Origin of the sequence: Marinilabilia sp. (genome assembly GCF_016278715.1) — a bacterium.
In the GTDB taxonomy this organism is placed as follows: Bacteria; Bacteroidota; Bacteroidia; order Bacteroidales; family Marinilabiliaceae; genus Marinilabilia.
In genome coordinates this window covers 1-15382 of the sequence record NZ_JADQBH010000312.1, presented here as the reverse complement: position 1 = coordinate 15382, position 15382 = coordinate 1, and the positions used below count along the sequence as shown (strand labels likewise).

13 protein-coding genes are annotated in these 15382 nt (G+C 40.9%); 4 read left to right on the top strand and 9 right to left on the bottom strand.

Annotated elements, in window-relative coordinates:
* Positions 1-220: 220 nt before the first annotated feature.
* Entirely contained in the window at positions 221-958 is a 738-nt protein-coding gene (locus tag QZZ43_RS18955) for a hypothetical protein (protein WP_291862589.1), read from the top strand.
* 488 nt (positions 959-1446) lie between these two features.
* On the opposite strand, the gene uvrB is transcribed toward QZZ43_RS18955, so the two are convergent.
* Positions 1447-3480 carry an excinuclease ABC subunit UvrB gene (gene uvrB, locus QZZ43_RS18950; RefSeq protein ID WP_291862586.1) on the bottom strand — a complete coding sequence of 678 codons (2034 nt, stop codon included), beginning with the start codon at positions 3478-3480 and terminating at the stop codon, positions 1447-1449.
* Between the two features lie 32 nt (positions 3481-3512).
* Positions 3513-4298 carry a diaminopimelate epimerase gene (dapF, locus tag QZZ43_RS18945; protein ID WP_291862584.1) on the bottom strand — a complete coding sequence of 262 codons (786 nt, stop codon included), beginning with the start codon at positions 4296-4298 and terminating at the stop codon, positions 3513-3515.
* A 693-nt stretch (positions 4299-4991) separates the two neighbouring features.
* Between dapF and QZZ43_RS18940 the strand changes: the two genes are divergently transcribed.
* Together QZZ43_RS18940 and QZZ43_RS18935 are read left to right on the top strand one after the other, a co-directional pair.
* On the top strand, positions 4992-6458 hold the full coding sequence (locus QZZ43_RS18940) for a Do family serine endopeptidase (protein WP_291862582.1): 1467 nt from the start codon (positions 4992-4994) through the stop codon (positions 6456-6458).
* An 86-nt stretch (positions 6459-6544) separates the two neighbouring features.
* The gene (locus QZZ43_RS18935; RefSeq protein ID WP_291862579.1) at positions 6545-7405 is read left to right on the top strand and encodes a sigma-70 family RNA polymerase sigma factor; all 861 of its coding nucleotides are present in this window, start codon (positions 6545-6547) and stop codon (positions 7403-7405) included.
* A gap of 157 nt (positions 7406-7562) precedes the next feature.
* Here the strand turns inward: QZZ43_RS18935 and gyrB are convergent, their stop codons facing one another.
* Positions 7563-9530 (bottom strand): DNA topoisomerase (ATP-hydrolyzing) subunit B, encoded by a 1968-nt coding sequence (gene gyrB / locus QZZ43_RS18930; protein WP_291862577.1) that lies wholly within the window; start codon positions 9528-9530, stop codon positions 7563-7565.
* A gap of 502 nt (positions 9531-10032) precedes the next feature.
* Here gyrB and QZZ43_RS18925 point away from each other — a divergent pair.
* Complete coding sequence (locus tag QZZ43_RS18925; protein WP_291862574.1) at positions 10033-11133, top strand: glycosyltransferase; 1101 nt, start codon at positions 10033-10035, stop codon at positions 11131-11133.
* A 10-nt stretch (positions 11134-11143) separates the two neighbouring features.
* Here QZZ43_RS18925 and QZZ43_RS18920 read toward each other — a convergent pair whose 3' ends face one another.
* From QZZ43_RS18920 to QZZ43_RS18895, 6 genes are all read right to left on the bottom strand, one after another.
* Entirely contained in the window at positions 11144-11554 is a 411-nt protein-coding gene (locus tag QZZ43_RS18920) for a secondary thiamine-phosphate synthase enzyme YjbQ (RefSeq protein WP_291862572.1), read from the bottom strand.
* Between the two features lie 53 nt (positions 11555-11607).
* Complete coding sequence (locus QZZ43_RS18915; protein WP_291862570.1) at positions 11608-12588, bottom strand: NAD(P)-dependent oxidoreductase; 981 nt, start codon at positions 12586-12588, stop codon at positions 11608-11610.
* Positions 12589-12632: 44 nt separating this feature from the next.
* Complete coding sequence (locus QZZ43_RS18910; RefSeq protein WP_291862568.1) at positions 12633-13088, bottom strand: cold-shock protein; 456 nt, start codon at positions 13086-13088, stop codon at positions 12633-12635.
* Between the two features lie 132 nt (positions 13089-13220).
* The gene (locus QZZ43_RS18905; RefSeq protein WP_291862565.1) at positions 13221-14510 is read right to left on the bottom strand and encodes a DEAD/DEAH box helicase; all 1290 of its coding nucleotides are present in this window, start codon (positions 14508-14510) and stop codon (positions 13221-13223) included.
* A 59-nt stretch (positions 14511-14569) separates the two neighbouring features.
* A complete protein-coding gene (locus QZZ43_RS18900) occupies positions 14570-14755 on the bottom strand; it encodes a hypothetical protein (RefSeq protein WP_291862563.1) in 186 nt (61 codons plus the stop codon).
* A gap of 284 nt (positions 14756-15039) precedes the next feature.
* Positions 15040-15382: ABC transporter permease (locus tag QZZ43_RS18895; protein ID WP_291862561.1), on the bottom strand; the 343-nt coding region annotated here is incomplete at its 5' end.

Here is a 15382-nt window from a genome sequence, read left to right as displayed (position 1 = left end):
AAAAAAGAGCACCAAAAATGTCAACTTTAGGTACAAACCCACGTAAGTAGTTTTTGTATTAGTAAAGTTTTTCCCATTTTTACAGTCGGTTTAAGACACCTAACTTTTACTGTCCATGCACACAAACGCAAAAATTACTATATTAACATTTGTCATAACACTCTTGTTTTCAAGCAACAGCTCATCTCAGAACAGAGGTCAGCTCAATATTCTTGAAGGAATGAGCGTCACTGCAAAGGGCGGTTACAACATGTTTTTCGGCGATCTCGTGGATGAATCCAGAGGTAGCTTTACAGTTGGTGCTATGGTTGATCGTGAAATGAGCGAATTTATTTCGGCCCGGGTTCAATTATTGGGAGGACAAATGAAAGGAACTCAGGTCTTCCCTACCTCAGGCCTCGAATATGCTTATTTTGATAATATTTACACCGAATTTACCGTTGGTGGAACCTATAAACCCCTGAACCACATCATGGGTTACTTCAAGCAACGTACTTTTCAGCCCTATGCTCATCTGAACGTGGGGCTGGTTTATTACAATTCTACCGAATATTGGGGAGAAGCAGGTAGTGGTCCACAGGATGAAGAATGGCGTTCTGCTTCAGAAATTGCCCCTCTGGTTTCTTTTGGTGGCGGTGCTTCTTTTTGGATTAACCCAATGATAAGTGCAAATATAGAAGTGTCAAGTGCTGTACCATTTACCGACAGAATGGATGTGCATGATGTTTGGTATGCACACGATGACTGGCAAACAGAAGTGAACCCGATTTCCACCGACCCTTACGATGTCTATTACAACTTCACGGTGGGTATTACTTTTGTAATTCAGGATAGCAAATTGCGGAATGATCCAAAATACAACCGTAAGAGTTACATCAAAACAAGACAGTTTTATCAATCCAAGTCACGTAGAACGCCTAACAGAAGGACTGACAAGAAAAAATTCCTTTTCTTCTAACCAGATTTAAATTCATATCCCGCTTAAATGGCTATTAATTTTACATAGTCGGTTTGTTGGGTATGTCACTGCCCGGAATCCCCACTCCTGACTAAATTACTTTTATCAGAGATTCTTTACAAGCTCAGACTAAAAGAAGTGTTTGGCTTGATTGTTTCTATTGTTTTATGGGAGATTCTTCGCGGGCTAAGAATGACTCTTAGTGGGATGTCATTGTGAGTGCCTACCTCAAAAAAATTTGAGGCATAATGAGTCTAAAACAGATTGGGGAGATTCCTAATAGAGACCCAATTATTATTTTCTGATGTTTTTTGCTTGTTATAAAAATCTGTCATTGGTAGGAGGAACAACGAAAAATCTGTTTTTCCATAACGGGGTTATCCTAAAGCAACATTATTTTATCTAATTAAAATTGCTTAAAATTAGAAATGTACAGCTTACGCATTTTTGATAGTTATTTGAAAAAAATATGCCTTTTTATACCACCCTCATTTTTGTTTCTTTTTTAAAAGCTTTTCCAACCTGAACATCTCATCCCGGTATTGGGCTGCCTGAATAAAATCCAGGTCTTTTGCTGCTTCCTGCATTGCTTTTTTGGTTTTTGCAATTGTTTTTTCAAGATTTTCTGCAGACATATACGATAAAACAGGATCTGCCGCGGCATCCACTCCCTGGTCCTCCGGCCCAGAATATGCATGGGCTATTTTTGAGGTTTTATCTTTCTCTTCCTGACTCTGAAAAGCGCTGCTCCTTTTTCTGATAATGGCAGCAGGCGTAATTCCGTTTTTTTCATTATAAGCGAGCTGTTTCTCCCTTCGGTAATCCGTGGCATCAATAGTTTCCTGCATCGATTTCGTCATCTTATCAGCATACATGATAACAGTGCCGTTCAGGTTCCGGGCAGCACGTCCGGCAGTCTGAGTCAAAGAGCGTGTTGAACGTAAAAACCCCTCTTTATCGGCATCCAAAATTGCAACTAGAGAAACTTCCGGCAAATCCAGTCCTTCACGTAATAAGTTGACTCCCACCAATACATCAATAACTCCATTCCGTAAATGCTCCATAATTTTCACGCGTTCAAGAGTCTCAACATCCGAGTGAATATATTCCGTTTTAATATCCAGTTTCTGAAGATATTTCGTAAGTTCCTCAGCCATCCTTTTTGTCAAAGTAGTAACCAGAACTCTTTCATCTGCTTTCACTCTGATTCGAATCTCCTCAAGAAGGTTATCAATTTGGTTAAGACTTGGTCGCACATCAATGACCGGATCAAGTAACCCGGTAGGACGGATAACCTGCTCCACCACTACCCCTTCACTTTTTGCCAGTTCATAATCAGCAGGAGTGGCACTTACAAATATAGTTTGATTGGTAATGTGCTCAAATTCTTCAAATTTCAAAGGGCGGTTATCCATTGCAGCTGGTAAACGAAAGCCATACTCTACCAGATTTTGTTTGCGGCTGTAGTCACCGCCATACATAGCCCTTATTTGAGGTAAAGTTACATGGCTCTCATCCACGACAGCCAAAAAGTCACTTGGAAAATAATCCAATAAACAGAACGGCCTCGTCCCTTCAGGGCGCCCATCAAAATAACGGCTGTAATTTTCTATTCCCGGACAATGCCCCAATTCACGAATCATCTCCAAATCATAATTCACTCTCTCATCCAGACGCTTAGCTTCAAGAGGCTTTCCTATTTCACGAAAATACTCAACCTGCTTCACCAAATCGTCCTGAATCATTCTGATTGCCTGGTTAATTCGTTCCTTGGTGGTAACAAAAATATTCGCAGGGTAAATCAGAATTTGATCAATTGAAGAAAGCGTGATGTTGTTAACCGGATCGAAAGTTTCGATGGACTCTATCTCATCTCCCCAGAAGATAACCCGGCAGGCATGATCGGCATAAGCCAGAAATATCTCCACTGTATCGCCCTTAACCCGGAAATTACCCCGTTGAAATTCGACTTCATTTCTGGAATAGAGCGCTTCTACCAGGTGACGTAAAAATTTATTCCGACCGATTGCCTGTCCCTTTTCCAGCGGAATTACATTGGCATGGAAATCTTCTGGATTACCGATCCCGTACAAACAGGAAACCGAAGAAACAACAATTACGTCTCTTCTGCCAGACAACAATGCAAATGTGGCACTCAGGCGAAGTTTCTCAATCTCATCATTGATTGCCAGGTCTTTTTCGATGTAAGTGTCTGAAACCGGAATGTATGCTTCGGGTTGATAATAATCGTAATACGAAACAAAGTACTCCACAGCATTCTCCGGAAAAAAGCTCTTAAACTCACCATAGAGCTGTGCCGCCAGCGTTTTGTTATGACTCAATATTAATGTGGGTTTCTGCACTTTTTCGATAACATTGGCAATGGTAAAAGTTTTACCAGAGCCGGTCACCCCCAACAAAGTTTGATAAGGATTATTGCTGCTGACACCATCCACCAACTGACGAATGGCTTCCGGCTGATCTCCGGTAGGCAAAAAGTCCGATATTATTTTAAAATCCATTCAACACTTAATAACGTTAATTAAAAATTCCATCAACCCATAATCCCTTCGAAAACATACTTCGCCGGGCCTTTTAACCAAATATTCTCAAATCGTCCTGTTTCTTTAACATCAAAACTAACTGTTAGTTTACCACCCGGAACACTCATATTAAAACAGGTTCCCTTACCATCCCTGATATAGGTAGCGATTGCAGAAGCTACCGCGCCTGTACCGCACGACCAGGTTTCCTCCTCCACTCCCCGTTCAAAAGTCCGCATGGTTACTTCTCCGTTCAATGGTTTTCCTACAAAATTTACATTGGTTCCTCCTGGTGCAAAAAGATCGTGATTTCGCCAGTATTTTCCCTCCTTAAACACATTAACCTGCGCAGGATTGTCAACAAATCTAATAAAATGGGGTGACCCGGTATCCAAAAACAGACCATCCTCCTTTTCTTCAAATCCCGAAACATCAACCATTTTCAAACTCACAATTTCACCATTCACAAAAGCTTCATGCACTCCATCAACAGCATCAAAAGAAAAATAGGCTTCCTCCTTCACCACACTCCGGTTTACCGCAAAAGCAGCAATACATCTGCCGCCATTACCGCACATGGTTGCTTCTCTCCCGTCACTATTGTAGTAACGCATCGTAAAGGAATGATTATCGGATGGTTCCAAGAGCATTAAGCCATCAGCCCCTACCCCAAACCTTCTGTGGCAAAGTGAAGCAATCAAATCAACATTCTTTCCGTCGAAAGAGAGATCCCTATTGTCAATCAACACAAAGTCGTTTCCGGTTCCCTGGTATTTATAAAAATGAAATTTTGTCATATCGACTTATCGTTTAAAAGTTTATACTTATGCCTGAATCATACATTTTCCGAACTGTCCCAAACATTTTCCAAAAGCCTCAGATTGTTCTGTGCATTTGAAACCCCAAAATTGAGCCCACTCCGAAAAGAATCTTTATTGCCAACATCGTCGTTACAGAAGAAAAAAAATAAACCCTTATTAACAAGAGGTTAACTCCGGTTCAAAAATTCCTTGTGTCTTGATCTTGACAAAAATACCTCTTCTCGGAGCAGGCACAAAATTACAAATAGATTGAGCCAATATAAAACGAAAAAATTGACAAACTCACGGATACCGTCGTAAATTACTATGAACGGAAAAATAAAAGCGTTTTCGGGAAAGCTCCGGATACCTCCATTGCCCCGGCATCCAAATGCTTACCGGTTTTTTAGGGTTAGGGTTACGGTCTGCATTCGCCGGGGCTCCCAATAACCATTCATAACCTAACCCTTAAACTAAGACACGGCAAACTTCCTGATTGTCAAAGAGACAGAAAAAAAATGTCTATTCTGGCTCATTCACCAATTTAACTTCGAATCCAAAAAAAATATGAAACCAGAAACAACGAATTAAAACAAAACCTAAAAAAAGTTAAGGTTTGTAATCCTGGCAATAAAGGCATATCATTTGAAATATCAAAAACGAAAATTGTTAACTCAAAAATTCTAAAATATGAATACAAAAAAAATATTTTCGGTTTTTGCTATAGCTGTATTAAGTGCACTGATTTCAGTAATAGCCTATTCTCATTTTGTGAAACCGGAGACCCGGATTATCGAAGTTCCACAGGAACAAATACCTGGGGCAAGATACGCTTCACTTCCATCTGCACCATCTGGGGAATATCCTGACTTCACAAACGCAGCAGAAAGTTCTGTTCATGCGGTGGTACACGTAAAAACGGTGAGCAATCAATCACAGGCATATTCCGGAAGCCCGTTGTTCGATTTCTTTTTTGGCCCTGGTTCCCCCATGCCACGTCAACAGCAGCCGGTGATGGGGTCCGGTTCGGGAGTGATTATTACGACAGACGGTTACATTGTTACGAATAATCATGTGGTTGATAATGCAACCAACATCGAAGTAACCCTCAATGATAACCGAACATATAAAGCTGTAATAATTGGAACTGATCCATCCACCGATATTGCTCTATTAAAAATTGACGCAACGGCTCTTCCTTATCTGAAATACGGAAATTCGGACAATTTAAAGATCGGAGAGTGGGTTTTAGCTGTAGGTAATCCATTCAATCTGACCTCTACAGTCACTGCAGGTATTGTCAGCGCAAAATCAAGAAGCATCAACATCCTGGCCAATCAACAAGGAACTTTGGGAATTGAGTCTTTCATTCAGACCGATGCGGCAGTAAACCCCGGAAACAGTGGCGGCGCACTGGTCAACACAAAAGGTGAATTAATCGGCATCAATACAGCGATTGCCTCACAAACAGGCTCTTACACTGGTTATTCTTTTGCCGTACCGGTTAGTATTGTAAGCAAAGTTATTGCCGACTTAATGGAATTTGGGAAGGTTCAAAGAGGTATCTTAGGAATAAACATCCGAAGTGTTGACAGCCAGTTGTCCGAAGAACTTGATCTGAATACCAATCAGGGTGTCTATGTGGCCAATGTAATTGGTGGCAGTGGTGCTGAAGATGCAGGAATTGAAAAAGGAGATGTCATCATTAGTGTAAACAACGAAGAGGTGAAAAAAGTCTCCGAGTTACAGGAAAAAATCAGTCGTTTTCGCCCTGGCGATATTGTAAATGTTACGGCCATAAGAAATGGAAAAAAGAAAGATTTTTCTGTCACTTTACGAAACATTTATGGCTCGACTGACGTTGTAAAAGCAGACAAATCACTTTCAATCCTGGGAGCTACATTTGAAGAAGTTTCAAATGAAGAAAAAGCGCGTCTCAGAATAAGCAATGGAATCAAAGTTTCAAACCTTGAAAATGGAAAACTCCGGGATGTTGGGATTCAGGAAAGTTTTATTATTACCAAAGCTAACCGTGTCCCCATAGATAGCATCGAAGACCTGCGGAAAGTAGTGGAGATGGTTGAAGAGGGCCTTTTCCTCACCGGGATATATCCCAACGGACAAGTGGCCTATTATGCAATAAATTTAGATAGATAGACGAACGTGACAGATTACACACCCCCGGAGGCTTGCAATAGTCGCCGAATTGTTGTACTTTTGCGGCGTATTTTTGGGAAATTTTTATGAGACAATTAAAGATAACTAAATCGATCACTAACCGCGAAAGCGCGTCGTTGGACAAGTATCTTCAGGAAATTGGTCGTGAAGACCTGATTTCTGTTGAAGAGGAAGTTGAATTGGCACAGCGGATCAAAAAGGGTGACCAGGTTGCACTGGAGAAACTCACCCGTGCCAACCTGCGTTTTGTGGTTTCAGTGGCCAAGCAATACCAGAATCAGGGATTGAGTCTCCCCGACCTTATCAACGAGGGGAACCTTGGACTCATCAAGGCAGCCGAGAAGTTTGATGAAACAAGAGGATTCAAATTTATTTCATACGCAGTTTGGTGGATCCGTCAGTCTATTCTTCAAGCACTGGCCGAGCAGTCGCGTATTGTTCGATTACCCTTGAACCAGGTTGGCTCACTGAACAAGATCAATAAAGCCTACTCAAAATTTGAGCAGGAACACGAGCGCAAGCCTTCACCTGAAGAACTTGCTGAAGTGTTGGAAATTCCCGCTGATAAAGTGGCCGACACCCTCAGAGTCTCCGGTCGTCATATCTCCGTAGATGCACCTTTTGTAGAAGGAGAAGACAACAGTCTGTTGGATGTTCTGGTTAACAGCGATTCACCCAATGCCGACAAAACCCTGATGAATGAGTCTTTGGCACGTGAAATTGAGCGAGCCTTAGCCACACTGACAGAAAGAGAAAGCGATATCATAAAGCTTTTCTTTGGTATTGGTTGCCAGGAGATGACACTCGAAGAAATTGGTGAGCGCTTTGGTTTGACCCGTGAACGTGTCCGCCAGATAAAGGAAAAGGCAATTCGTCGCCTCCGACACACTTCGAGAAGTAAACTGTTGAAATCTTATTTAGGATAAGCGAAGTATTTAAAATAAAAAAAACCTTCCGAATAAATTTTCGGAAGGTTTTTTTTGGCTACTGCAGTGAGATAGTTTCGTCTAAACGCACTCCCTTATAACCTATAAAAAAAAGACCGCCCGTGGGACGATCTTTTTTTATTATATCTATTTACACTTATGCATCGATATTCGCATACGTGGCATTCTTTTCAATAAACTCTCGTCTGGGAGGGACATCGTCTCCCATCAGCATACTGAAAACACGATCGGCTTCGGTAGCGTTTTCATAAGTAATCTGCCTCAACAAACGGTTTTCAGGATTCATGGTAGTGTGCCACAACTGCTCGGCATTCATTTCACCAAGACCTTTGTAACGCTGAATGTGAACCGAATCTTCCTTGCCGTCAGCATACCGCTCAACAAATTCACGACGTTGGGCGTCTGTCCAACAGTATTGCTCATTTTTTCCTTTTTTAAGAAAATATAGCGGAGGAGCAGCAATATACAGATATCCTTCCTTGATCAGCTCTTTCATATACCTGAAGAAGAAGGTCATAATCAAAGTATTAATGTGGCGTCCGTCCACATCGGCATCCGTCATAATCACAATTTTGTGATAACGGAGTTTTTCGATGTTAAGCGCCTTGCTATCATCTTCTGTACCAATATTTACGCCCAAAGCAGTAAAAATATTCTTAATCTCATCGCTTTCAAAAACCCGGTGCTGCAATGCTTTCTCCACATTAAGAATTTTACCTCTAAGGGGCAAAATTGCCTGAAATTTCCGGCTACGTCCTTGTTTGGCTGTTCCTCCGGCAGAGTCTCCCTCAACAAGGAAAATTTCTGATAGAGTTGGGTCCTTTTCAGAACAGTCGGCCAGTTTTCCGGGCAGTCCCCCACCTGTCAACACACTTTTCCGTTGAACCAGTTCTCTGGCTTTCCGGGCAGCGTGACGGGCAGTCGCAGCAAGAATCACCTTATTCACAATCGCCTTGGCATCCTTGGGGTTTTCCTCCAGATAATTATTAAGCATAGTGCTAACAGCCTGATCAACGGCCAGACTAACTTCACTATTTCCCAGTTTTGTCTTGGTCTGTCCCTCAAACTGAGGCTCCGCAACTTTCACAGAGATAACGGCGGTCAATCCTTCACGGAAATCATCACCATTAATATCAAATTTCAACTTTGAAAGCAGACCTGACTTATCTGCCCAGTTTTTGAGGGTCCGGGTCAATCCCCGACGAAAACCGGTCAAATGCGTTCCTCCCTCAATGGTATTGATATTATTCACATAGGAATAGATATTTTCATTGAAAGAAGTATTATAAACAATAGCTATATCAACGGGAACATCATTTTTCTCTGTCGAGATACTGATAGGTTGATCAATCAAATGGTCCCTGTTGACATCAATAAATTTCACAAATTCCAACAATCCTTCATCCGAATAGAAACGCTCCTTTTTTACATTTCCATCTTCATCCACATCACGCTTATCGATAAGAATAATCTCCAGTCCCGCATTCAGAAAAGCTAATTCACGCATTCTGTTAGCCAAAATACTATAACGGTATTCAGTTTCATTAAAAATGCTGTCATCTGGCTTAAATGTAATCCAGGTACCGGTAATATCGGTCGTTCCAACCTCCTCAATACTTTGCAGAGGTTTACCCTTACAGTATTCCTGACGATAAATTTTACCATCACGATGCACTTCAGCTTTCAAACTAATAGAAAGGGCGTTCACACAAGAAACACCAACACCGTGCAGTCCGCCGGAAACCTTATAGCTGTCTTTATCAAATTTACCTCCGGCATGAAGAACCGTCATAACCACCTCAAGGGCTGAACGTCCCTCTTTCTTGTGAATATCCACAGGAATTCCGCGGCCATTATCAACCACGGTGACACTGTTGTCTTCATTAATAGTGACTCCAATTGAAGTACAATATCCGGCCAAAGCTTCGTCAATAGAGTTATCTACCACCTCATAAACCAGGTGATGGAGTCCTCGGTGTCCAACGTCACCAATATACATTGCCGGTCTTTTACGAACGGCTTCCAGACCTTCAAGTACCTGAATACTGCTGGCACTATAACCTTTAACCGGTTCCAAATTGCTTTCGTTAATGTTATCACTCATTTTACTAAGTTATTAATTTGCTATCCGAATAATTCCCGGACGATCTTTTTTTGCCACACAAATATAGCAAAATATGTGTTAAAAACCGTGGAAACAAGACACATTTTTTCATTGGAATCACCAGTGTAATTTGCTTATTTTCATTACCTTAAATAATTTCACAATATTAAAAACAAGCAGGCAGTTTTACACTTCTGAATCAACTGGTATTTTTAGCAGCCAGGTATGATTAGGTAAAAAATTTAATCACGGTTGTCCGGGGAAATTGAAGATTGGAGATTAAAATAGCTTTGCTCCAGTCTTAATGCCCCGTCCGTCCCGGTAGCATCATTTAAATGCCTGTTATCAACAACGTAGAAAAGCAATCTCTTTTCTTAAACACCAATGATAGCTAATACAATATTTTTTATTAAAAAAAGTCCAAAACACCAAAATAATGACACACTAATGCAAAATTCGCAATAAGATCAGAGAGATTCTGTTACATTTGAGAAAAAGAAAATTGAAAAAAGCCATTATAACAACTTCCAACAATCTGGTTTATGACAACAGGGTTCATAAAATAACTCTATCGCTTATTGAGTTAGGGTTTTTTGTGGTAAAGACCGGCCGTGATTTTCCGAAAACAGAAAAGAAAACCACTCGCGAAGGAGAGGAAAAACTTTTTAGGCTTCCAGTAAATAAAGGTCCTTTCTTTTACTTCTTTTTAAATCTTTACACATTTTTCTTCTTGTTATTTCAAAAATACGACCTTATTTGGGCCGTTGACTTAGACACGCTGCCGGCAGCTAAATCGGCATCAATATTGAGAAGAAAACCAATTGTTTTTGACGGTCATGAGTTTTTCTCAGAGTTGCCGGAATTGCTCAACCGGAATTTTGCGAAAAAAATATGGGTAATATTAGAAAAAATATTCCTTCCCGGGTGTGACAGATATTTTACCGTCTCTCCCGGTCTGGTAAACCTATACAAAGAAAACTTTGGCTTAGAATTCAGATTACTGAGAAATTTCCCTTTGAAAAAAAGAGCATCTAGAGTTCCATTAGTGGAGGGTAAGCAAAAAATAATATTTTATCAGGGAGCCTTAAATTACGGAAGAGGAATAAAACAAACCATTGCGGCATTAAGTTTTTTACCTGACAATTATCGATTTTCTATCGCGGGGAGTGGAGACTGCGAAAACGAATTAAAACAACTCACCCAAAAAATGGGACTGGAGAACCGTGTGGACTTCCTTGGTGCAATTCCATTCGGGGAGCTTCATAAGTATCATAACAACGCCTTTGTAGGAATTGCTTTACATGAAAACCTGGGTCTAAACTACTATCATTCCTTACCCAATCGCATCTTTGATTATGCACAGGCTGGAATTCCGGTTATCGCCAGTAACTTCCCCGACATGGCAGAATGTGTTAACACCAATGAAACAGGACTCGTTATTGATTCCATGGAACCCGGAGACATAGCAACAGCCATCAAAGAAGCTTGTGAAAATCAGGAATTGCGGAAAAAATGGCAACAAACCATACCTATTGCAGCACAAAAATTCACCTGGGAAAATGAAAAAGAGATAATGAAGGATATTTCACTGCTAATCAAATGACCCCTGAAAATCAGGACCAGATGGTGACCACCAGGCGTCTGGGGCCTCCATAATTTCGGAATTCGCACAAATAAATACCCTGCCACATTCCAAGTGCCATGCGATGTTGTGAAACAGGAATAGTCAAAGTTGCTCCCAAAATAGAACTCTTGGCATGTGCCGGCATATCATCCGAACCTTCAAGAGTATGTGTATAATCAGGGTCATTTTCGAGAACCAGTTTATTGAAAATGGTTTCGAAGTCATCCCTTACCGAAGGATCTGCATTCTCATTCAGGGAAAGTGCAGCAGAAGTATGCTGAATAAAAATATTAACCAGTCCGCTTTCGGGTAATTCAGGAAGTTCAGCTGTTATATAGCTGGTTATCAAATAAAATCCGCGTCCAAGCTCTGGCAATGTAACTTTAATTTGCTGAATCATTTCAATAATATTTTACCTGATAAAACAAAAACCCGGTTACCCTGATTTAGCCTTTACTTATTGGAGTTCAAAACTTCAGGATTCACCACAGAAAAGCCAGTAAGTCCCTGAAAAAAGTCCTGAATGATCGTGACAACCTGCCTGCTCATAACTTCGCGGGTCTCATGGGTGGCGCTTCCAACATGCGGACTAACAACCACATTTTCCATTGTCAGCAATTCATCAGGGACAACCGGTTCATTCTGATACACATCCAATGCCGCTCCCGCAATCTCTTTATTTTTCAGAACCTTTATTAAAGCCACCTGGTCCAGAACTGCTCCCCGCGCAGTGTTGATGAGGTATGCGGATGTCTTCAGGAGTTTCAACTCAGAGATTCCGATCATTCCTTCAGTTTCGGGGGTTAACGGGATATTCAGAGAAACAAAATCTGAATTTCTCAGCAGATTCTGCAAATCGGTATAACGTGCCTCAAGTTTCTCTTCCGTTTCGGTAGAGACCCTGGTACGATTGTGATAAATAATCTTCATCCCAAAAGCATTGGCTCTACGGGCAAGGGCTCGACCAATAGCCCCCATCCCCACAATGCCAAGGGTTTTTCCCTCCAATGTTGTACTTAAATTATTTAAAACCCCCCAGTCCGGGAGGCTTTTTGACCGAAGCCCTCTATCCAACTCAGAAATACGTCGGGCCAAATCCAGGATCAACCCCATAGCTAATTCTGCTGTGGGCTCCGTAACAGCATCAGGCGTGTTGGTAACCACAATTCCTGAACCGGTGGCGGTGGGGATGTCAATATTATCAACCCCGGCGCCATAATTGGCAATTAATTTAAGCTTTGGGGCTGCCTTAATCATTTCAGTATTGAAGGGTTTTCCAAAAACAGTAACAACAACTTCAGCATCCCTGAGATTTTCCAAAAGCTCTTCCTGTCCAAAAGAATCAGCATCAGGCCAGATAACCTCAAAATCATCTTTAAGTGCAGAAAATGGTGCTTTCGGAAGTTGATGGGTAATTACTATTTTCTTCTTCATCTTATTGCTTCAAAAACCTAAAAAAGTAATGGGAAAGCAGCAGATTACTTGATTTGTTTTACATTGACTGCTACCGGACCTTTTGGACCCATTTCGACCTCGTAACTAACCAAATTACCTTCAATAACATCGTCAACGACGTTACTCACATGGAAGAAAACACTCTCTTTGGTTTCAATATCTTTAATAAAACCAAATCCTTTTGAATCAAAAAAGGCATTAACCGTTCCTTTTCGGATTGGATCTTCTTCATCCTCCTCGCTCCTCTTGGGAACACTTATCTGAATAGCATCAACATCAATTTCTTCCTTCTTTTTAGTAGGATCGGGTGGAGTTGATGAAAGGTTTCCATGCTCATCCACATAAGCAATCATGTCGTCGAGGTTACCACTCTTATCCCCATCTTTTCGAGCAAGACGCTTTTGTTCTTTCTCTTTTCTCTTCTTTTCCTTCTTATTTCTAACTTCCTTTTTGTTAAATGACTCTTGTGATCTACCCATAAATTAATTTATTTGATTTAAAAATTCACATTCCGTTACAAACCACTCAAACATGGCAAATGCGGACAAAAACAGTCCCTGGTCTCCACAACTCAATAAAACGCAACAAAGTCGGATTCGACTTCAGCATAATTAATTTCCTGACCTGCGATTGTTACCATATTTCCTGTTCCTGTTGGCAGAGTAGGACTTCTTCGAAGAATTCCTGCTTCGCTCTCTTTCAGGTCTTTCTGTAACTTTTGCATTTATTTCAACCCCTGCCTCAACCTGAGGAATAAAAGGATGACCTTTAACAACGGGGATATTTTGATTAATCAGTTTTTGAATGTCGTTAAGATAAGGTTTCTCTTCCACATCACAAAACGAAAGAGCTGTTCCTTCAGCGTTAGCTCTTCCTGTCCGTCCGATTCTATGTACATAGGTTTCAGGGATATTCGGCAGGTCATAGTTAATCACTCTTCCCAATCCTGAAACATCTATACCCCGGGCGGCAATATCTGTTGCCACAAGCACGCTTGTCTCGCCCGATTTAAAATCTCCCAGAGCCTTTTGACGGGCACCCTGAGATTTGTTACCGTGAATAGCCAAAGCATTGATTCCGGCCTTCTTCAGCATCTTAACTATTTTATCAGCTCCATGCTTCGTACGTGAAAATACCAGGGTAGAATCTTCAGGATTTTCTTCCATCAAATGTACCAATAATTTGGATTTGCTTTTCTTATCTACGAAATAAACCGACTGATCTACTTTTTCTGCAGTATTCTGCTTCGGGGTAATACTTACTTTTCCCGGATTTCCACCTAGGATTTTCCCTGACAACTTAACAATTTCAGGGGCCATGGTGGCCGAAAAAAACAAAGATTGCCGTTTTACCGGAAGGAAATTAATGATTTTCTTCACATCGTGAATAAAGCCCATATCCAACATCCGGTCGGCTTCATCCAGAACAAAATACTCAATTTCGCCCAAGCTGATAAAGCCCTGGTTTATTAAATCAAGTAATCGGCCGGGAGTAGCTACCAAAATATCGGTACCTCGCTGCAACGCCTGCGTCTGAGCACCTTGCTTAACACCACCAAAGATAACGGTATTCCGAATACCGGTAAATTTACCGTAATCCGTGAGACTTTCGCCAATTTGAATGGCCAGTTCTCTGGTCGGAGTAACAATAAGTGCCTTTAAACCCGGTTTTCTTCGTCGTCTGGATTGATGATCAGAAGAGGTATTCAAATAAATATTCTGAAGTATTGGAATTGAAAAAGCTGCTGTTTTCCCTGTACCTGTCTGAGCACATCCTAATAAATCCTTACCACTTAATAAAATAGGAATAGACTGTTCCTGTATTGGTGTTGGTTGTGTATAGCCTTTTTCCTGAAGAGATCTCAGAATAGGATCTATAATTTCTAATTCTTTAAATGTCATCTAATATTATTAAAAGCACAAAGATATTAGAATTATTTGGATTACAGAAGCATTTACTCTCACAGATAAATATACCTCAATGCCTCATAGACAAGAAAAGCAGGCCAAACTAATGCTTTAAGGAAGCCCAGCACCCCCATCCAGAACGTAGTAGCCTGAGAAATATAGAACACTGCAGCACCGATAAGCCCCAATCCGTAAACCGCATTACCGCTTTGAGAATTACATGCGTTTTTTTTACTCATGATTTCGATTTTTTAAGTTTTACAATCCAAATTACATCTATATCAGACTCAAAGTTATAAATTTAATAAATATATCGTTGAAGCTTAAAAAAGCGTTTTATTTATTAGAGATTGCTTCGGGCATGGCCCTCGCGATGACAAGGTCCTATTGGTATGGAGAAGAGGTTGCCAGATTAAAGTGAAAATATGCGAGGACTCAGCGTGAAGCAATCTTTAAAAAAACACGCAACTATACTTAAGCTAAACAAACCCATTTCATCAAACCACAAATTGACAGAAGAAAATCAGGACGCTTTTCGATAATTAAAAACCGCCAGGATAACCAGGATTATTGCCAGAAACAAAATTCCGGCCACTTGTCGCCACAAATCAACAAAACCGGCCCCTTTCAACAAAATGCTGCGCATCACATTTATAAAATAGAATAAGGGATTAATTAAATTCACCTTTTGACCCCAGTCGGGCATGTTATCCACGGAAGTAAAAATACCACTCATCAGAATAAAAACCAACAGAAAGAAGTAACTGACAAACGTTACCTGCTGCTGGGACGATGAAAAAGTGGAGAGCAACAAACCAAGCCCAAGTAGTCCAATAAGGTAGAGCGTTCCGATTCCGAAAATCAGC

Coding starts and splice junctions, on each gene's coding strand:
- QZZ43_RS18955 (WP_291862589.1), top strand. CDS start 221: ATGAGCGTCACTGCAAAGGGCGGTTACAACATGTTTTTCGGCGATCTC.
- uvrB (WP_291862586.1), bottom strand. CDS start 3,480: ATGGATTTTAAAATAATATCGGACTTTTTGCCTACCGGAGATCAGCCG.
- dapF (WP_291862584.1), bottom strand. CDS start 4,298: ATGACAAAATTTCATTTTTATAAATACCAGGGAACCGGAAACGACTTT.
- QZZ43_RS18940 (WP_291862582.1), top strand. CDS start 4,992: ATGAATACAAAAAAAATATTTTCGGTTTTTGCTATAGCTGTATTAAGT.
- QZZ43_RS18935 (WP_291862579.1), top strand. CDS start 6,545: ATGAGACAATTAAAGATAACTAAATCGATCACTAACCGCGAAAGCGCG.
- gyrB (WP_291862577.1), bottom strand. CDS start 9,530: ATGAGTGATAACATTAACGAAAGCAATTTGGAACCGGTTAAAGGTTAT.
- QZZ43_RS18920 (WP_291862572.1), bottom strand. CDS start 11,554: ATGATTCAGCAAATTAAAGTTACATTGCCAGAGCTTGGACGCGGATTT.
- QZZ43_RS18915 (WP_291862570.1), bottom strand. CDS start 12,588: ATGAAGAAGAAAATAGTAATTACCCATCAACTTCCGAAAGCACCATTT.
- QZZ43_RS18910 (WP_291862568.1), bottom strand. CDS start 13,088: ATGGGTAGATCACAAGAGTCATTTAACAAAAAGGAAGTTAGAAATAAG.
- QZZ43_RS18905 (WP_291862565.1), bottom strand. CDS start 14,510: ATGACATTTAAAGAATTAGAAATTATAGATCCTATTCTGAGATCTCTT.
- QZZ43_RS18900 (WP_291862563.1), bottom strand. CDS start 14,755: ATGAGTAAAAAAAACGCATGTAATTCTCAAAGCGGTAATGCGGTTTAC.